Source organism: Mesorhizobium sp. SP-1A, from assembly GCF_032460275.1.
Lineage (GTDB): Bacteria > Pseudomonadota > Alphaproteobacteria > Rhizobiales > Rhizobiaceae > Mesorhizobium.
The window spans coordinates 158,591-178,332 of record NZ_JAVXZD010000001.1 but is presented as its reverse complement, the minus strand read 5'-3'; the positions used below and the strand labels follow the sequence as shown (position 1 = coordinate 178,332).

General features: G+C 63.9%; 13 protein-coding genes. 7 read left to right on the top strand and 6 right to left on the bottom strand.

Going from position 1 to position 19,742, the window contains the following annotated elements:
* Positions 1–14: 14 nt before the first annotated feature.
* The 6 genes from QU595_RS00810 to QU595_RS00785 all read right to left on the bottom strand — a co-directional run bounded on the left by QU595_RS00810 (position 15) and on the right by QU595_RS00785 (position 9,903).
* The gene (locus tag QU595_RS00810) at positions 15–1,745 is read right to left on the bottom strand and encodes an NADPH-dependent assimilatory sulfite reductase hemoprotein subunit (protein ID WP_315918300.1); all 1,731 of its coding nucleotides are present in this window, start codon (positions 1,743–1,745) and stop codon (positions 15–17) included.
* A 9-nt stretch (positions 1,746–1,754) separates the two neighbouring features.
* Positions 1,755–3,593, bottom strand: coding sequence for an assimilatory sulfite reductase (NADPH) flavoprotein subunit (locus QU595_RS00805; RefSeq protein WP_315918299.1), 1,839 nt, complete (start codon positions 3,591–3,593; stop codon positions 1,755–1,757).
* Positions 3,594–3,925: 332 nt separating this feature from the next.
* Positions 3,926–4,681, bottom strand: coding sequence for a trehalose-phosphatase (gene otsB, locus QU595_RS00800; protein ID WP_315918297.1), 756 nt, complete (start codon positions 4,679–4,681; stop codon positions 3,926–3,928).
* Positions 4,678–6,492, bottom strand: a complete 1,815-nt coding sequence (locus tag QU595_RS00795) for a trehalose-6-phosphate synthase (protein ID WP_315918296.1) — start codon at positions 6,490–6,492, stop codon at positions 4,678–4,680. The genes otsB and QU595_RS00795 overlap by 4 nt, the downstream gene beginning before the upstream one ends.
* Before the next feature lie 125 nt (positions 6,493–6,617).
* Positions 6,618–8,786 (bottom strand): amylo-alpha-1,6-glucosidase, encoded by a 2,169-nt coding sequence (locus QU595_RS00790; RefSeq protein WP_315920628.1) that lies wholly within the window; start codon positions 8,784–8,786, stop codon positions 6,618–6,620.
* Between the two features lie 55 nt (positions 8,787–8,841).
* A complete protein-coding gene (locus QU595_RS00785) occupies positions 8,842–9,903 on the bottom strand; it encodes a glycosyltransferase family 4 protein (RefSeq protein ID WP_315918294.1) in 1,062 nt (353 codons plus the stop codon).
* A gap of 215 nt (positions 9,904–10,118) precedes the next feature.
* On the opposite strand from QU595_RS00785, the gene QU595_RS00780 reads away from it, so the two are divergent.
* The 7 genes from QU595_RS00780 to QU595_RS00750 all read left to right on the top strand — a co-directional run bounded on the left by QU595_RS00780 (position 10,119) and on the right by QU595_RS00750 (position 19,717).
* Positions 10,119–10,421, top strand: a complete 303-nt coding sequence (locus tag QU595_RS00780; RefSeq protein ID WP_315918293.1) for a DUF2934 domain-containing protein — start codon at positions 10,119–10,121, stop codon at positions 10,419–10,421.
* A 168-nt stretch (positions 10,422–10,589) separates the two neighbouring features.
* Positions 10,590–11,750, top strand: coding sequence for a transporter substrate-binding domain-containing protein (locus QU595_RS00775; protein ID WP_315918291.1), 1,161 nt, complete (start codon positions 10,590–10,592; stop codon positions 11,748–11,750).
* Positions 11,751–11,862: 112 nt separating this feature from the next.
* Positions 11,863–12,615, top strand: coding sequence for an ANTAR domain-containing response regulator (locus QU595_RS00770; protein ID WP_315918290.1), 753 nt, complete (start codon positions 11,863–11,865; stop codon positions 12,613–12,615).
* A 395-nt stretch (positions 12,616–13,010) separates the two neighbouring features.
* Positions 13,011–15,071 carry a hydantoinase/oxoprolinase family protein gene (locus QU595_RS00765; protein WP_315918289.1) on the top strand — a complete coding sequence of 687 codons (2,061 nt, stop codon included), beginning with the start codon at positions 13,011–13,013 and terminating at the stop codon, positions 15,069–15,071.
* Between the two features lie 41 nt (positions 15,072–15,112).
* Positions 15,113–17,119: a hydantoinase B/oxoprolinase family protein gene (locus QU595_RS00760; RefSeq protein ID WP_315918288.1), complete on the top strand. Its 2,007-nt coding sequence runs from the start codon at positions 15,113–15,115 to the stop codon at positions 17,117–17,119.
* Between the two features lie 222 nt (positions 17,120–17,341).
* Positions 17,342–18,985: a purine-cytosine permease family protein gene (locus QU595_RS00755; RefSeq protein ID WP_315918287.1), complete on the top strand. Its 1,644-nt coding sequence runs from the start codon at positions 17,342–17,344 to the stop codon at positions 18,983–18,985.
* A gap of 9 nt (positions 18,986–18,994) precedes the next feature.
* Positions 18,995–19,717 carry an XRE family transcriptional regulator gene (locus tag QU595_RS00750; protein WP_315918285.1) on the top strand — a complete coding sequence of 241 codons (723 nt, stop codon included), beginning with the start codon at positions 18,995–18,997 and terminating at the stop codon, positions 19,715–19,717.
* Positions 19,718–19,742: the final 25 nt, after the last annotated feature.

Here is a 19,742-nt window from a genome sequence, read left to right as displayed (position 1 = left end):
CTTTCCTGCAATGCTCAATCGTTGAAGAAGCGGCCTTCCTTGACCTCGGCCGCGTAGCCGGCACGGATGGCGAAATCGCCGAAGCGCTCGCCGGGCTGTCGCTCGCGCGCAAAATGGGCGATCACCTTGCCGAGCAGGTCGAGGATCGCCGGCTCGGCGACATTCTCCAGCACCATCTTGTTGAGGCGCTGGCCGTGGAAGCCGCCACCGAGATAGAGGTTGTACTTGCCCGGTGCCCGCCCCGTCAGCGCGATCTCGGCGATGTAGGGCCGCGCGCAGCCGTTCGGGCAGCCGGTCATGCGGATGGTGATCGGCTCCTCGGAAAGTCCGTACTCGGCCAGAATGGTATCAATCTTGCCGACCAGCGAAGGCAGGTAGCGCTCGCTTTCGGCCATGGCGAGCCCGCAGGTCGGGAACGCCACGCAGGCCATGGAATTGAGGCGAAGGCCGCTGGCGTTGTTCAGGGTGTCGAGCCTGTACTGTTTCAGCAGCGCCTCGATCGCCGGCCGGTCGGCCTGCTCGATATCAGCGATGATGAGGTTCTGGTTCGGCGTGACGCGGAACATGCCCTTGTGCACTTGCGCAATCGCCCGCAATCCGTCGAACAGCGCCAGATCAGAAAAATTGCTGACGCGGCCGTTCTGGACGAACAGCGTGAAATGTTCGCGTCCGTCCTCGCCGCGCTGCCAGCCGATGGCATCGCCGTTGGAGGTGAAGTGGGTGGGCTTCGCCGGCTCCAGCGCGAAGCCCAGCCGGGATTCGATCTCGCTTTTGATGAAATCGAGGCCCTTATCGTCCACCGTGTATTTGAAGCGCGCGCGGCTGCGATCCACCCGGTCGCCATAGTCGCGCTGCACCGTCATGACGGCATCGCAGGTCTCGATCACCTTGCCCTTCGGAATGTAGCCTATGACGCTGGCGAGCCGCGGATAGGTCTTCGGCGCGTTGTCGGTGCGGCCCATGCCGCCGCCGACGGCGACGTTGAAGCCTTTCAGTTCCTTGCCCTCGGTGACGGCGATGAAGCCGAGGTCCTGGGCATAGACGTCGATGTCGTTGATCGGCGGAATGACGAAACCGATCTTGAACTTCCGCGGCATGTAGGTCTTGCCGTAGAGCGGCTCCTCCGGTTCGCCGGTCGCTGCCGCGCGCTCCTCGCCGTACCAGATCTCGCGATAGGCGCCGGTCCTGGGGATGGCATGGTCGCTCGCCGCCTTGGCCAGCGCGTAGACCTCGGCGTGCAGGGCCGACAGCTGCGGGTTGATCGAGGCCATGACGCCGCGCGCATCGTCGCCGCAGGCGGCCTTGGTGTCCAGCAGCACCTCATGCAGGCCCTGCATCAGGGCGCGCAGATTCTTCTTATGAACGTAGTGGAACTGGAAGGTCTGGCGGGTGGTGAGCCGCAGCGTGTTGTTGGCGTAGGCGCGGCCGAGCGCGTCGAGCTTCAGCCATTGGGTGGGCGACAGCACGCCGCCCGGCAGGCGCACGCGCGCCATGAAGCGATAGGCCGGCTCCAGCTTCTGGCGGCGGCGCTCGTCGCGGATGTCGCGGTCGTCCTGCTGGTAGACGCCGTGGAACTTCATCAGCTTGATGTCGTCGCCGGGCACGGCCGCGGTCAGTTCCACCTCCAATCCGGCGGCTATGGTGCCGCGCAGCTGGTCGCTGTTGGCCTTCATCGTCTCGTCGGGGCCGAGCTTCTCCAGCGGCTGCGAGATGTCGCGGCTGCGATCCACTTCAACTACGCTCACGGCTGCCTCTCAATAAACGTCGATCTGGTAGCGATGGGCGGCCTGCAGCGCGCCGATATAGTCGGCGGCCGCTTCCGGGCTCTTTGCGCCTTGCTCGGCGACAGCGGCGACGAGTGCCTTCTGCACATCCGGCGCCAGCTTGGCTCCGTCGCCGCAGATATAGACGTGTGCGCCTTCTTCGAGCCAGGCGTAGACGTCGCGGGCCTGCTCGGCCAGCCGGTGCTGGACATAGACTTTTGTCGCGCCGTCGCGGGAGAAGGCGACGTTCATGCGCGTCAGCACCTGGTCCTTGAGGAAGCCCTGCCATTCGGTCTGGTAAAGGAAGTCGCTGTCGAAGTTGCGTTCGCCGAAGAACAGCCAGGATTTTCCGCCGGCGCCACGCGCCTCGCGCTCCTGCAGGAAGGCGCGGTAGGGCGCCACGCCGGTGCCGGCGCCGATCATGATGATCGGCACGTCGTCGCCCGGCAGGCGGAAATGCGGATTGGCCTGCACATAGACCGGCAGTTCGGCGTCGAGGTTGCAACGGTCGGCGAGATGGCCGGAGGCGATGCCGCTGCGCGCCATGCCGTTGAGGTCATAGCGCACGGTGCTGACCGTCAGATGCACCTCGTCCGGCGCGAAACCCTGGCTGGAGGCGATGGAATAGAGGCGCGGCTGCAACGGACGCAGGCCGGCGGTGAAGCTTGCCGCATCGATGCCCGGCACCGGGAAGCGCTTGACGATGTCGATGACGTGATTGCCTTCAAGGAAGGCCCGGCGCGCCTCAGCGGCACCCTCGCCACGTAGCGCCTGAAGCTCGCCGGCGCCGGAGAGTTCAGCCCACTGGTCGAGGAAGCGGGGCGTGGCGGCGGTGATCTCGAAGGTGCCGCCGAGCGCCTCGCCGAACGACAGCGTCCGATCCTTGACCGAGACTGTGGCCGCCGCGTCGAGGCCGAGCGCCCTGATGAGGGATTCCACCAGTGCCGGATCGTTGCGCGGCACGATGCCCAACGCATCACCCGGCTCGAAGGACAAGCCCGAACCTTCGATCGACAGTTCCACGTGGCGCGTTTCCTTGCTCGAGCCGCGGCCGGTCAGCAGCAGGTTTTCCGTCACCGTTGCCCGGAACGGGTTGCGCTTGTCGAAGGCGGAGGCGACGGCGGTCGAGGATTGCAGGGCGGCGACCGTGGCCGGCACGGCGCTCGCCTTGGCAGGTGCAAGCTCGTCCGCGACAGCCGCGATCCACTCGGCGGACGGCTCCTCATAGTCGACGTCGCAATCGACGCGTTCGCGGATGCGGGTGGCGCCAAGCTCGGCCAGCCGCTCGTCCAGCCGCTTGCCGGCGCCGCAGAAGAATTCGTAGGTGGAATCGCCCAGCGCCAGCACCGAATAGCGCACGCCCTCCAGGCGCGGCGCCTTGCGTCCCTCGACAAACTCGAAGAACCCGGCGGCCGACCGCGGCGGCTCGCCCTCGCCATGGGTGGAGGCGAGGATCAGCAGGTCCTGCTCTTCCTTCAGCCGGCGCGGCTTGTAGTCGGACATGTCGGCGACGGTCGGTTCGATGCCCTTGGCGCGGGCGGCGGCGGCAAGCGTCCTGGCGAGGGCCGCGCTGTTGCCCGTCTCGGAGCCATAAAGGATGGTCAGCGTGCGCGTGGCGACGGTGCCCGGCGCGGCGGCGACCGCCTTGGCGCCGCCTTCGTGCAGCAGGGAGGGCGTATCGCCGCCGAAGCCGCGTGCGGCATGATCGACCCCGGCAAAATAGCCGCTGAGCCAGAGCGCCTGGCCGGGGCGCAACGAGGTGGCAAGCGCGCTGATCTGGACCCATTGCTCGGCGGTCAGTCCCGGTCCCGGAAATTCCAACGCTGTCATGGCGGTGACTTCCAACACTTTCTGCAAGCTGCGTGAGGCCTCGTCCGGTCGCCGAAACGTCGCTTCCGAATGTGGGCCGAGGGCAGGTTTGCCGTGCCGGAATGGCTTCTGACAAATGAATGATGTTGCGGGCTAGGTGCAATAAATTTGCTACAAAGCGACTTTGAGACGATCATTCCAAGGATTGTTTCCGAGGCGATGCGTTTCTTCTTGCGCGACGGCGCGAGGCGACCGGAACATTGCGGAAAAAAAATCGCAGATCGTCGCGAAAACCATTGAAAACGCGGCCTTTCGCGCCCCCAAAAGTACCGGCCAGCCGGTCAGAATCAGGATCAGGACCTGTTGACATGCTCGAACCGGCTCAGCCAGGCGAAGGCGTCCGCGACGTTCGCGACCGAATATTGCGCAATGGTTGCGCCGTCGGGCCTGACCCTGACCGACAGGCCGCCGGCTTCGTTGATGGCCTCGAAGCCGTTCTCGTCCGACGTATCGTCGCCCAGGAACACCGGCCGGCGGCCGCGGAAGGGCGACATGGCCATGAAACGGCGGATCGCCGCGCCTTTCGCCGCTTCAAGCGGCATCAGCTCGACGCCGGCGTTTCCCGGCAGGGCCCGATAACCGTCCGGCAGGCTGTCCAGGGCCTGTTCGACCAGTTCGATCGACCGGGCAAGAAGATGCGGGGCGGCACGCGTATGAACGGCGAGGATCGGCCCCTTGCGCTCGATATAGACGTTCTGTCCGGCAAATTCGGCCTCCAGCTCGCGAGCGAGCGCCGCGATGTCCGCAGGTTCGTCAGCCGCGGTAACGGGCCCTTCCGGCTCCAGCCGATGCTCCAGGCCGTAGAGGCCGGCGGCACGCAGCCGAAGCGGCGCGAACAGGTGATCGACCGCCGCGACCGAGCGCCCGGTGACGAAAGCCAACGCGCCGCCCAGGCAATCGTTCAGGGCGACCAGAAGATCGCGCAGTTCCGCGCCGACGACGACATCGTCGGGATGGGCGGCATGCTCCAGAAGCGTGCCGTCAATGTCGAGGAACAGGGCCCAGTTGTCGTTGCGAAGATCGGGCGGCTGCGGCGGTGCCACCTTCATAGCGCGGCCACCCGGCCGTGGCGGAACATGTTGACGACGTTGTTTCCGCCCGGAGGCGGCCCGTTGCCGCCAGTGGCGCGGTCCATTTCTCCGCGCTTGCGCAGACGGGCGGCATCCAGAAGCATGCTCCCGGCCCAGCGGTAGACGTTGTTGTCCCGCACGATCTCGCGCATGCGCCGCATTCGGCTCCGCTGCTCGTCCGACTGCATGGTCAGCGCCTGCAGGAGCGCATCCGCCATCGAGGCGGCGTCGTAGGGATTGACAATGAGCGCCTCCAGCAACTCCTTCGACGCGCCGGCGAAAATCGACAGAAGCAAGACGCCCTGCTCGTCGTCGCGTGCCGCGACGAATTCCTTGGCGACAAGGTTCATGCCGTCATGCAAGCTGGTGACCATGCACAAATCCGCGGCGCGATAGATCTCATAGACCTGGCGCTGCGAATGGTGTTCGGCCACCATCAGGACGGGGCTGTAGCCGTCGCGCCCGAAGCGCCGGTTGATATCTTCCGCATAGCGCAGGCATTCGGCATGGAGCTGGCGATAGGCCGGCAGCGTGCCGCGGCTCGGCGCGGCGACCTGCAGGAACGTCAGCCTGCCGATCCACTCCGGGTGCATCTCGAACAATTGCTCCAAGGCCCGGAAGCGGTCGATGATGCCCTTGGTGTAGTCGAGCCGCTCGACGCCGACGCAGAGCTTGACGTTCTCCGCCAGCCCGTATTTTTCCCGGACCTTGCTGCGGCAGGCGGCGACGGACGGCAGGCCCTGGAGCAGCACCGGAGGCCATTCGATCGAGATCGGATAGGCGTGCACGAGGCTGGTCTGGCCGCCATAGGAGATGGCGGCATCCTCGCGCTCGATACGGCTTTCGAGGAAGCGGTCGACGCTTTCGATGAAATTGTTGCAATGGAACTGCGTGTGGAAGCCGATGATGGAGCTGCCGAGCAGCCCGTCGAGAATCTTCTCGCGCCAGGGACAGATGCTGAAGACCTCGGAATTCGGCCACGGGATATGCCAGAAGGTGATGACGATCGCCTCCGGCAAGCGCTCCCGGATCATGCGCGGCAAGAGCGCGAAATGATAGTCCTGCACCAGGACGATCGGCCGTTCGTTGCGCGCTTCCTTGACCACCGTGTCGGCGAATTTGCGATTCACCTCCTCGTAGAGTTCCCAGTCCGACGCACGGAAGACGGGCCGCGTGAACGCGATGTGGCAGAGCGGCCACAGTCCCTCGTTGGCGAAGCCGAGATAGTAGCCCTCATGCTCTTCCGGGGTCAGCCAGACGCGGCGCAGCGTATAGGACGGGCTGTCCGGCGGCACTTGCACGCGGTCATGGGCGTCTACCGTGAGCCGGTCGGCAGTGCCGCCGCCATAGGCGATCCAGGTGCCGCCGCAGGCGCGGGTGATGGGTTCCAGTGCCGATACCAGCCCGCTGGCCGGCACCACCAATTCCACTTCCGCGGCTTCGGCGTTGCCATCGTCTTCCTTCAAATTGTGAATATACGGCTCGCGGTTGGAAACGATGATCACCTGCGCGTCCGGCAAATCCTCGGTCAGGATCTTGCGCAACGTCTCGGGCGTCCAGTTAACCAAGGCTGCGTCCGCCGACTGACCGTTCTTCTCGAATTCACGCAGCAATGACCTGCCTTCCGCATTCGATTCCTGTTCCGGACGGGCGCTTGCCTTGCGAGAACCGCGCTCGCGGCGTGCGCGCGCAACCGATACCACTGCGACGACCGAGAGTATCAGGCTTGCGAAAACGAGAACCCAGATTGCCGAAAGCGACAGGAACAGGTCCGGGTTGTTGCTGGTCATGACAGTCGAAACACCTTCAGCCCCCGCCCGGAGCTCCCCATATGCGTCTTCGTGGATTTTTCCCGGTTTGGTGTCCGGTCACATTGCGGGCAACGCGCGACGCGGCATTCTGTTCCAGCAATCGCTCATGTACGCACGATCAACGGCGCAAGCCCCTCGTGCCGGTCGTCGAGGAAGGCGACGACACGATCCCCCACTCGCTGGAAATTCAGGTCGACGACGACATCCCCCACTTGCAGGTGGCGAATGACCAGATTGTCGATGCCGATCGGCAGCCGCGGCCGCGTCACCTTGATCTCGCCTTTCCAGCCGTCGATTTCGAGGCCGAGGCATGCCTGCATGAACATGAAGGCCGAACCGGCTGACCATGCCTGCGGCAGGCAGGCCACCGGATAGGCGATGGGCGCTTCGCCGGGCGCGCGGGTGAAGCCGCAGAAAAGCTCCGGCAGCCGCATGTTGAAGTGCACGGCCGCTTCGAAGGTGCCGCTCATCAAGCGCACGACGCTGTCGCGAACGCCGTAGCGGGAAAGCCCGGCCGTGCAGATGGCCGTATCGTGCGGCCAGATCGAGCCGTTGTGATAGGACATCGGATTGAAGAAGATGGCATCGTCGGCCAGGGTGCGTATGCCCCAGCCCGACTGGAAGGACGCCGAGAGAAGCTGGTCGGCGACCAGGCGCGCCCGCTCCGGTTCCGGCAGGCCGACATAGAGCAGATGCCCCGCGTTGGAGGTGCGGACCTTGCAAGGCTGGCCTTCGCCGTCGATCGCAAGGGCGTAGGTGCCGATGTCCGGTTGCCAGAAGCGCTCCTCCACCAGGGAGCGCATCTTCTCGGCCTGGAGCTCCCAGCGCCCGGCCTGCGGATCGTCGCCGCGCCGCCTGGCCAGGGCGGCAAGGCCACGATAGGCGGCGAAGACATAGCCCTGCACCTCGACCAGCGCGATCGGCCCCTTGGGGATGCGGCCGTTGGCATGGAAGACCGAATCGACGCTGTCCTTCCAGCCCTGGTTGGCCAGGCCCGAAGCGGCGGCGCGCTGGTAGGTGACGAAGCCGGTGTCGCGGCTGGCGTCCTCCATCCAGCCGGCTGCGGCCGTGAGCGAGTCCCACAGCCCGTCGATGAGGCCCATGTCGCCGGTGCGGTCGGCGTAGGCGGCCGCAAGGTGGATATAGAGCGGCGTGGTGTCGACGCCGCCATAATAGCGGCCGAAAGGCAGCTCCGAGAGCGCCGCCATCTCCCCCTTGCGGGTCTCGTGCATGATCTTGCCGGGCTGTGCGTCGCTGAAGGGCGAGGTTTCCGTCGCCTGATGCTGCGCAAGGAACGACAGCACCCCGCGCGCGAGTTCGGGATTGAGCCACAGCATCTGCAGGGCCGAGATCACGCCGTCGCGCCCGAAGGCCGTGGAGAACCACGGTATGCCGGCATAGGGATAGGGGCCGGTCGGCAGTTCCGTGGTCAGCAGCGCCACATCCGCGCGGGCGCGCTGTATCCAGTCGTTGAACACCCGGCCGGAGCTGTGCACGGTGGCGCCGTGACGCCGCTTCGCCCGCATGGCGAAGCGGGCGCGCGCCGTGGCGGCCCGAAAACGCTCGCGGCCAGGGGTTTCGTCGGCCTCCGCGCCGACCTCGACATAAAGCGTGCGGCGGCTGCGCTTGGTGACGGCGATGTAGAAGTCGGCGCGGTCGTCCAGAAGCTGGTCGGGCGGCTGGGAAAAGGACAACACCGAACTGCGGACCAGCTTGTCCAGCCCTTCATACCGCAACGCCACGGAGCTGGGACCCACCTCGGCGGCATGCACCATGCCCCGCTTCGCCCGCGTCGTGCCGCGCACCTCGAACATGTCGCGGAAATCCGCGGCGAACTGCAAGGACAGCTGCACCGTGGAGTGTTCCTGACTGTAGTTGGACAAGGTGATGCGCTCGAACAGCCGGTTCTCCCAGATCAGCCGCATACGCTCGATGTGGATGCCGCCTTGCGGGATGTCGCGGCCGCCGGCGCTCTTGATCGGCAGGTTGGTGAGATTGGTGGTGAAGAGCACATTGTCCTGGCTGAGCGAAGCGCCCAGCAGCGAAGTGAAGCGCCCCCCGAGCGACAGCCGGAACTCCGAAAGCACCCGCGTATCATCTCGGAAGAAGCCATCCCCGGCACCGCGGATGTCGCCATAGGCATCTGCCACGGCGAAGCAATCCCCGTGCTTCAACGCGAACAGCCGATGCGGTTCGCGCGGCGCAGTCTCGTCAAGCGCCGCGAGCGCCACGGCGGGATCGAGCCTGCGCTCGTCCAGCGGGGTTACGTGCATGGTCTCGTCCCTGCGATCTGCTTTTTCTGCCGAAGCCATCCGAACGCGCCTGCCGTCAGGATGCCTTCGACTCGGCGCTGCCGCCGAGCAGCCGGGCATAGGCCGCCACATAATCGCGCGCCATGCGCCGCGCCGAAAAGCGGGTCTCGAAGACCTGACGCACCTTGCGACGATCCAGCCGCAGCAGTTCGGGCACGGAGGCCACGGCGTCCTCGATCGATTCCACCAGGAACCCTGTGGTGCCATAGTCGATTATTTCCGGCATCGCACCGCAATTCCAGGCGATCACCGGCGTGCCGCAGGCCATCGCCTCTATGACCACGAGCCCGAACGGCTCCGGCCAGTCTATGGGAAACACCAGCCCGGCGGCGTTGCCGAGGAACTCGGCCTTTCCGGCCTCCTCGATTTCGCCGACATATTCGACGCGCTCGCCGTCGATCAACGGTTCTATCGTTTCGCGGAAATAGGCACGGTCGTCGTCGCCGATCTTGGCGGCAAGCTTCAGCTTCAGGCCGGCGCGGCGCGCGATCTCGATGGCACGGTCGGGCCGCTTGTCGCGCGAAAGCCGGCCGAGGAAGGCCAGATAGGTGCCTCCGGCCGCAGCCTCGTAATCAGGTTCATAGAGATCGAGCGGCAGTCCGTGCTCGATGGTCGCGATCCAGTTGGCCTGCGGCAGCCGCGCGCGCTGGCTGCGCGAGATCGAGATCATCGGGAAGCGCGGGAAGCGTGTGTAAGCGGAGGCGAGGTCGACATAGTCGAGCCGGCCGTGCGGCGTCGTCACCGTCCGCTCAGCTATATGTTCGAAGAAGGGAAAATGCTGGAAATGGCTGAGATGAAAATGAATGAGGTCGAACTCTGCGGCGCGCCGTCTCACTTCGTCCAGCATCGACAGATGGGCGGCGATCTCGGATTTCAGCGGGCGCGGATCGAGCCGCAACGCCTGTTCGCGGCACGCCACCAGCTTCGCGGAGGTGGCACTGTCGCCGCTCGCGAACAACGTCACCTCATGACCCAGATCGATCAGGGCCTCGGTGAGATAGGAGATGATCCTTTCCGTGCCGCCATAAAGACGCGGCGGTACGGATTCGTACAGCGGTGCGACATGCGCAATCTTCATGGAACAGATTCCTGCCGGTCTGCCTATATGCCCCCTTTCTGAAATGCATCTTACGGGCGATCGTTCCCGATCGCCAAATGCAATGGCCAATGTTTCGCGCCGCCTGCCCGCGCAGAAGACCCCGCCGGCCGAATGCGGCGCTCAAAAAGGGAACATTCCGCGTTCTTGTCCGTTCGGTTGCTTTCCATGAGGAGTCCGGCCATGAGGAGTCGGGGATGACGCCGCGCGCCATCTGGAGAGACCCGTTGCGGGAACGCAACGAACGTTACGCGCGTCTTTGCCGGCGGGCGCGTGAAATATGGGAACAGGAAGGCCAGCCCATCGGGCGGCATGAAATCCACTGGCTGATGGCCATCCAGCAGATCGACGCCGAGGACGAGACCGGCCCGCAAACCACGGAAGCGACGATACCGGAGGCCACCTTCACCCATGCCGTGCAGGTGCTGGAACATGTCGTCGCCGCCGATCTGGCACCCGCTGGCAAGCCCAAGCCCCGCCTGCGCAGCAGTCGCCGCTGAAGACGGTACACTCGTAGCCGGAGGCTTACGGATGTTCATCGGCTTGACGTCGGCTACGCCTTAAGCCACACTGACGTCAAATATTCGATATGAGCAAAGGCGCTCTGCAACGGTGGCCCGTGCGGAGCGTTTTGTTTATGGCTCCGGATGCAATTGGCGGAGTCAATGGTGGCAAGGAATCTAGCCCAAGCGCCGATCAAGGTCGGTGTCCTGTTTTCCCGGTCGGGACTGACGGCGATCACCGAGCAGAGCATGCTGAATGCCACCTTGTTCGCCATCGGCGAGGTCAACGAAGCAGGCGGGATCGACGGTCGGGAACTGGTGCCGATCCACTATGATCCCGCCGGCGATCCGGCTGCCTATTACGGCACCGCGAACCGGCTGCTGACCGAAGACCGCGTCAAGGTCATCTTCGGCTGCTACATGTCGAGCTCGCGCAAAGCCGTGCTGCGGGCGGTCGAGCGCCGCTTCGGCCTGCTTTGCTACGCCGCCCAATATGAGGGGTTCGAGTGCTCGCGCAACGCCGTCTATTTCGGCGCCGCGCCGAACCAGAACAGCGCCAAGCTGGGCGAATTCCTGCTGAACAACGTTGGCACGCAGTTCTACATGGTCGGCTCCGACTATATCTGGCCGCGCGAATCCGACCGGATCATGAGCGAGATGGTCGAATCGCATGGCGGGCGGGTCGTCGGCCGGCAATATCTGAAACTCGATGCCGGGCGGGACGCCTATGAGCCCCTGGTTGCCGAGATCAAGCGCCGAAAACCCCAGGTCGTCTTCTGCAACTTCGTCGGCGAGGCCATCACGCATTTCTACCAGGCGTATGCGGAGGCGGGGCTGGATGCCAGGACGATGCCCATAGCAAGCCTTACCACCAGCGAATCCGACGTGCAGGCCATGGGAACGGCAGCGGGCATCGGACACATCACCTGCGCAACCTATTTCCAATCCCAAAGCAGCCTGAAAAACCGGATATGCGTGGAGCGCTACAAGCGGATGTTCGGCGACGACGTGGTGACCAACATGTGCTGGGAGGCCGCCTACTTCCAGGTCCACATCGTGGCGGAAGCGATGCGCCGGTGCCGGACCGACGACCCTGACGTCCTGCGCGCCGCGGTTCTCGGGGCGGAATTCGATGCCCCCCAAGGGCCTGTCCGCGTCGATCCCACAAACGCGCATACCCATGTCTGGCCGAAAATCGGTCGCGTCGGCGACGACGGCCAGTTCCAGATCCTGTGGGCCGCAAAAAATGCGGTGGCTCCCGAGCCCTATCAGGTCGACTATCAGCCTGAGGCCGAGACGCGGGAACTCACGACGCAGTTCGACTGAAGCTTCGAAATACCAAGATGGCGCGGGGGAGAGCGTGATTTGGTGACCAGATGGCTTGTCGAAAACGGCGTACCGCCGCCACTATGCGGGTTTTCCCCAGGAACGGTTCCAGGTGGCCGTTGCCCATGCCTGCGGGCTGGAAACACATAAGCCGGGCCGCACCGAAAGCGATCCTGTTCCTTCAGCCCGGTTGCCTCCAAGAGGGACGATGGTAGTACGAAGCGCCAGTTTGCCCGCCGATCGGTCCGCGCCGATCCTCATCAAGGATCTGCGCAGTTTGCGGATTTTGCTGCTACAGCCCAGAAGCAGCGAGGGCGACGAGCTATGCCAGCACCTTGAACGCATCGGTTGCCAGGTCCAGGTGAACTGGCCGCCTCCCGTCGACTGGCCCAGTGACATCGATGTCGTCTTCGTCTTCCTCCGGCCCATCGTGGAAGACGACATCGTCCTGAACTGGAATGCCGACGATCCTCCCGCGGTCCTGATCGCGGTCGTCGACTACGAGAACCCGATCATCGTCGACAGGCTGCTTCGGCTGCAGGCGCAGGCGGTGATCGGACTGCCGCTGCGCACCTTCGGCATATTGGCCAACGTGCTGCTCAGCGTGAACAACCACAAGCGGGAAAAAAGACTGCGCACGCGCCTGGACCGGATGAACACCAAGCTGAAGGCGCATCGCGACATCGACAAGGCGAAATCCATCCTCATGGTCGCCAACAACATGTCCGAGCAGGCCGCCTATCAGACCCTGCGCGAGCAGGCGATGAACAAGCGCACCACGATCGAAGCGATTGCGATGGCCGTCATAAACGCCAGCGACCTGTTGCCCGGCCGCGGGGTCCTGATCGAGCAGGCGAGCGAGTGACGGCGGGGTTTGTCATGCCGGTGAGAAAAAACGATGCGGCGATAATTAAGCGGTTGACACAATGTCGCACATACGCAAAAGTGAATATGTCGCATCGATGCGACAAATAGGAGCAACGTAGCTCCCGTGGGAAGTTGACCTGCGGGAGCTTTTTGTCTTTTGCATGCGACTATTCAGCAGCCGACTTCGTCGGTTGCTTGAGCGTGAACTTTTGACGCTAGCAACGAAGCTATCAACATCATCGACACACTAAACGGCATTGGAAAATGCCGGAAGGAAGACTGCGCCTGAATACAGGTTTGCGGCTCTTCCGACCAGGAAGCTCGCTCCGTGCATGGGGCGGGTTCAGGGAAGGTTTGTCTGTTTTCGTTGGTCGAACGGAGGAGAGAGCACCAATGACTATCGAAGCGAGAGAAGCAGCCGCGGTACGCGTCGCCTGCGACGTGGGCGGCACGTTCACCGACGTGTGTATCCTGAACGAAGCGTCGGGAAACATACACGTCGCCAAGACCCCGACGACGCCCGATCCGATCGACGGCGTGCTCAGGGGCATCGACGCGGGCGGCGTCGCCCTCAAGGACATCATCCTGTTCTCGCACGGCACCACGCTGGCGACCAACGCCCTGATCACCCGCCGCTTTCCGGCGGCTCTCATGGTCACGACCAAGGGCTTTCGCGACGTCATCGAGATCAGGCGCGGCACCCGCGACGACCTGTGGGACACCTACAAGGAAATGGCGCCGCCTTATCTGGCCCGCCGCGACCGGCTGGTGGTGACGGAACGCGTCGACTATTCGGGCAAGATCATCGAGGAGGTCGATGAGGCCGAGGCCCGCGAACTCGCCCGCGTGATCAGGAAGCGCAAGGTCGACAACGTCGCCATCTGCTTCGTCAATTCCTTCATGAACTCGGCCAACGAGCAGCGGATGCGCGACATCCTGCTGGAGGAAATTCCGGATCTCACGATTTCGCTGTCGAGCGACATCATGCCGGAGATCTTCGAGCACGAGCGCTTCAACACCACTGTCGCGAACACGGTTCTGGGTCCGGTCGCAGGTCAATATGGCGCCGAGCTGGAAGGCCGCATGCAGAAGGGCGGCTATAACGGCGAGGTGCTGCTGCTGCATTCCGGCGGCGGCGTGATGACCGCCAAGGGCGCCACGAAATTCGCCGCGCGCCTGGCCGCTTCCGGCATCGCGGCGGGCGCCATCGCGAGCCGCTTCATCGCCGAACTGGCCGGCTACAAGAACTCCATCAGCCTCGACATGGGCGGCACCAGCACGGACATCAGCCTGTGCTCGGACGGCCACCTCCACGTCACCAACGACTGGCATGTGGAATATGGCTATCCGATCCGCTTCCCCAGCATCGAAGTCCTGACCATCGGCGCCGGCGGCGGTTCCCTGGCCTGGCGCGATGCCGCCGGCGCGCTGCGCAACGGTCCGCAGTCCGCGGGCTCGACGCCCGGTCCGGTCTGCTACAACCAGGGCGGCACCGAGCCGACCAACTGCGATGCCAACGTGTATCTGGGCCGCCTCGGGACGAAGCTTGCCGGCGGCAAGGTCGAGCTGGACGTAAAGCTCGCCGAAAAGGCCATCGACCGCGTCATCGCCGAACCCTTCGGCATGGAGACGGAGCAGGCGGCGCTGTCCATCCTGAAGGTGGCCAACGCCAATATGGCCGACGCGGTTCGCCTGGTGTCGCTGCGCAAGGGCTATGACCCCCGCGATTTCGCGCTGGTGGCGTTCGGCGGAGCCGGGGCGCTGCACGGCGTTCCCCTCGCCCGGGACCTGCACATCCCGGTGGTTCTCATTCCGCCGAATCCGGGCGTGACCTCGGCCCTGGGGTGCCTGCTGGTCGACATCACCCACGACATCACGCAGATGTACACCGCTACCGTCAGCGACATCGACATGGAAGACCTGAACGCGGCGTTCCGCGTGCTGGAGGAAGACGGCCGCGATCGTTTGCTGACCGAGGACATCACCCCCGACCGGATGCTGTTCCAGCGCTTCATCGACATGCGCTATCTCGGGCAATGGCGGTCGATGTCGATCCCGGTCAGCGCCGACATCAAGAACCTCGACGAGGCGGTCAAGCAGTTCCACGAGGAACACGGACGCGAGCACAACTACTCCCGCCCGGACGCCCCGGTCGAGGTGTGCCGCATCCAGGTCAAGGCGACCGGCCTCAACCGCAAGGCGGAACTCGCCAAGCATGAGGTGCGGAACGCCCCGCTTCCAGCCCCGGTGGCCGAGCGCATGGTTCGCTTCGACGAAGTGCCACAGCGCATCAAGACGCCGGTCTACGACCGTTCGACGCTGCACGCTGGTGCGGTGGTCGAGGGGCCGGCCATCATCGATCAGCTCGACTCCACCATCCTGGTTCCGCCCGGGATCAAGGCCGAGGTCGATCAGTACCTGATCATCAAGATGAATGTTCCGCCGCTTTCCTGAGCAAAGCGCCCGTCACGACAAATTCGAATTGGAGATTGAAAATGGCACCGAGAAAAGATCGCCGCACGCTCGATCCGGTCACGTTCGAGGTTCTGAAGAACGCCTACGTGAACATCGTCGACCAGATGGCCGAGCAAATCCTGCGGACCTGCTATTCGTTCGTCATCTATTCGCGGGACTTCTCGTCGGCACTCTGCGACCCGACGGGTGACACCATCATGCAGGGCAGCGGCGACATCGCCGCGCATGTCGGCACCCTGCACCTGACCGCCAAGGCGGTGATCAAGAAGTTCGGCAAGGACGTGCATCCGGGCGACGTCTTCGTCATCAACGACGTCTACCAGGGCGGCACCCACTTCAACGACACCCGCCTGTTCGCGCCGATGTTCTACAAGGGCGAACTGCTCGGCTTCGCCCAGGCCAACGGCCACTGGGCCGACGTCGGCGGCGCCGTGCCGGGCTCGTTCAACGTGAACGCGCTCGACCACATGGCCGAGGGACTGCGCATCACGCCGATCCGCGTCTACAGCAAGGGCGTCTACCTGTCCGACGTCGCCGAACTGATCGCCCACAACACCCGGGCGCCGAACGACATCATCGGCGACCTTCAGGCCCAGTCGGAGGCATGCCGGCTCGCCGAGCGCGAGATCCAGCGGCTGTGCGACAAGTACGGCGTCGAGACGATCAAGAAGTCGTTCAGCGAAGTCCAGGACTATGTCGAGGACATGACGCGCCAGCGCATCTCCGAGCTTCCGGACGGCGTGTGGGAGACGACGGACTATATCGACGTTGACCCCGACGAGGGCGAAGGCCTAGTCCCGATCAAGGTGAAGATGACCATCGACGGCGACCGCGTCCACTACGACCTGGCCGGATCGCATCCCAAGACCGTCGGCTCGTTCCTAAACTGCTGCTATGGCGGCGCCTTCGCAGCCGTGGTCGCCGGAACGAAGATGCAGTCTCCGGACATCCCGATGAATTCGGGCTTCTACCGCGTCGTCACGGTCGATCCCGGCCCGATCGGCTCGGTCGTCAATGCCGAATGGCCGACGCCGGTCGCCGGTTTCGCCTCCGGTCCGTTCGAGAAGATCATGAACGCGGTGTTCGAGCTGTGGGCGGAAGTGCTGCCCGAACGCGCCATGGCCTGCACCTTCAACCTCGACTATCTGCTGATCGGCGGTCGCGACACGCGCCACGAAGGCAAGCCGTACTTCATGTGGTACGACTGGATGGTCGGCGGCTGGGGCGCCCGCAACGGCCGCGACGGCTGGGCCGCGACAGGGCCGGTGTTCGGCGTGCAGCTCGGCACCCAACCCTTCGAAGGGCAGGAACGCCTTTCGCCGGTGCTGACCACCTGCCACGAACTGATGGTCGATTCCGGCGGGCCGGGCGAGTTCCGCGGCGGCCTCGGCGTCCAGAAGGGGGGCACGCTTTATGCGTGCGAACGCACCGTCGTCTCTTACTGCTGCGACCGTGAACGCTCGATCACCTGGGGGCTGTGGGGCGGGCTGCCCTCGATCCCGCACGGCGTCTGGGTCAACCAGGGCCAGGAGAACGAACGCTATCTCGGCTCGCTGTTCTCGGGCGTGCCGCTGCAGCAGGGCGACACGGTGCAGCGTCCTTCGGCCGGCGGCGGCGGCCTGGGCGATCCGCTCAAGCGCGATCCCGATGCGGTGCTCAACGACGTGATCGAAGGCTACGTCTCCGTCGGCCGCGCGAAGAAGGACTATGGCGTGGTCGTGGAGGAGATCGACGCCGACCTTTGCGAGTACAAGCTGGACGAACAGGCGACGCTGGCAGAGCGCGCGCGCATCGCCTCGCATCGCAAGGCCTGGCTCGACGAGGATGCCGAGCAGATCGCCGCGCGCTATCGGGCGAAAGAACTCGATATGTTCGATCTCATCCGCCAGTACGGCGTGATCGTGGACTGGGGCTCGGGAGAGCTACTGGCAAACACCACGGCAGCCTTCCGCGAGATGCTGAAGCGCCGCACCGTGCCCTATTGGACGGCCGAGCAGTCCAGCAACGCCACCCTGAAAGTGGCCTAGGCAGGCAGAATGACGGCAGGCTCCTTTGCGGGGCCTGCCGTTTCAACAGCCAATGGAGTCCGAAATCCAGAATTACTCGGGAGGAGAAAATGTCTGGAAGTCTCGATACGGCAGGAGAACTTGAATACTCGCAAATAACATCCTCATACAGCCCGATAACAAACAATACAAAACGTCCATCTCGGTGTTTTGCATCGCAACAGAAGACACAGGGAGGACATCATGGAAACGAATAGAAGCATTCCGAGCCCGGAGATCATCTATCAGGATGAACCCGGGGTCTTGCGCCAGGCTGCGGCCGAAGATTTTTCTCTGCATATCGTCCCGCCAACCTGGCGGAGTTCGCGATTTTCGCTCGCGATGGCCTGGTTCGGCCTCATGAGCGCAATGTTCTGGGTGGTGGTCGGCAGCACCGTCGCCCTATCCGTCGGCACCGTCAACACGCTGATCGGCATCGCGTTATCGGCGATCGTTTACGGCATTCTCTGCAACGTCGCCGCGCGCTTCGCGGCACGAAGCGGCACCAGCGTGGCGCTGTTTTCCAGAGCGGTTTTCGGACAGGTGGGCGCGACATTCGCCGCGCTCTTGTTTGGAGTGACGATCACCTATTACGCCATTGCCGAGGGAACGATCGTCGCAATCGCGCTGCAGGACTATTTCGGCGGGCCGATGAGCCTCTGGTATCTCATTGTCTGCCTGTACAGCGCGCCCCTGGTCATGCGCGGCGTACGCGCCTGGCTGGACCGGATCAACGGAGTTCTGCTTCCCCTGTATGTTCTGGGTCTCATTGCCTGCGTGATCTGGGCGATCGCCAAACACGGTTATTCGAGCAACTGGTTGACCCATCTTCCGGAAAAGGGCGGCGACATCGGCGTCCCCGGCTGGTGGTTCGCCTTCACCGTCTACATGGGCGTGTGGGTCGTCGTGATGATGACCTGGGACGTGGCCCGGTTCGGGCGCAAGGAAGATGCCATCGCCAACGGCAACACCAGCTTCGGCATCCCCTTCTACGTCATGACGCTGCTGATCAACGGCGCGGTCGGGATCTTCATCGCCCATACGATCCCGATACAGGGACAATTGTCGGAAACCTCGGCGATCATCGGCATCGTCGCGCTGATGGGGCCGTTCGGCGTGCTTCTGGTCTGGGTCAGCCAGACACGGATAAACACGATAAATTTCTATCTTTCATCCACAAACATGCAGAACTTCTTTGCCCGGGCATTCAAGATCTCGCTGCCCAGGACCGTGTGGGTGATCATCATGTCCGTGGTGATTTTCCTCGTGATGCTCACGAACGTTTTCGGCTATCTGCTGCAGACGCTCCAGTTCCAGGGCGTCATCATCGTCGCCTGGGTCGGTGTCGCCATGACCCATATCGGCTGGTGCTATATGCGCGGGGTCAAGGCAGACATGCTCGAGTTTCGCCCCGGCCGGGTTCCGCTGATCAATCCCGGCGGGCTCGGAGCCTGGGTCGTGGCGTCGGTGATCGGCTGCCTTCTACTGGTGTTCGGCGGCAGCTTCGGCGGCATCTGGGCGCCGCCGATCACGCTGGCCACCGCGGTCGCCATCTATGCGGCGTCTCTCGGCGTGGCGCGCGTGAGCTGGTACATCGTGGATCGCCCGCATGATCCCAGAAGCGAAGTCGACGATCCCTGGACGGCGAGAATCCGCTGCCATCATTGCAGCCAGGCCTATATCGCCCACGAGATGGATCGTGACCCCTCGTCTCGCCACGAACCGATCTGTCTTGCCTGTGCATCCGACCGGAGGGAGTTCCTGCGGGCGGCTCGCGCAGAGGCAAAAGCCTATGCCGGCCACTCCGAGCCGGCGGTGCTGGGCAAGCCCAGCCGCGCAACGACGTGAAACGTCAAAATGGGCTGCGCTTCCGGCGCAGCCCGTCCTGCCAGACTGCTGATGACCTCACGGGAGGCCGGCACGGCCGGTTTCGATCTGTGCCCGGCCATCCATGAAATCCGGACCCAGCCAATGCCCTGCGATGACCGACAGAGCTCGCTGCACAGCGCCATCGGCCAGAAAATCCGCCTCTACCGGACGATGCGCGGGACCACGGCCATGAATCTGGCGGCAGAGGCCGGCATTTCCTCGGGCATGTTGTCCAAGATCGAGCGCGGGTTCATTTCCCCGTCTCTCACCACACTGGAATCCCTGGCAGCGGCGCTCGGCCTGCCCATGTCAGTCCTGTTCCAAAGCTGCGAGGCTCGCCGGCACGCCACATTCGTGCCAGGGCGAAATAGAGCCGGCTCATCTTTACGGGAACTGAACCCTTTCCCGAATTTCAGGTCGCTAGCGAATGGCCCGAGCGTTTTCGGGATCAACCTGAAATCATATCATATAACGCTTGCCAGCCGGCTCGACAGAATTCCCGATATGTTTCGAAGCGGCATAGAATTTCTTCATATGCTGGAAGGTGAAATGGCCTACGGCCATGGCGACAAGCTTTATCATATGTCGGCCGGCGACAGCCTGTTCTTCGACGCCGGGATTCGCCATTCCCTGGTTGAACCGGTAAGCCTGCCGGTCCGCTTGCTGGCAGTGATCTCGCACGGCCAGAATGCGATGCGGGCTCTGCCGTAGTGGCATAAAGATCGGCAGGCCGGCT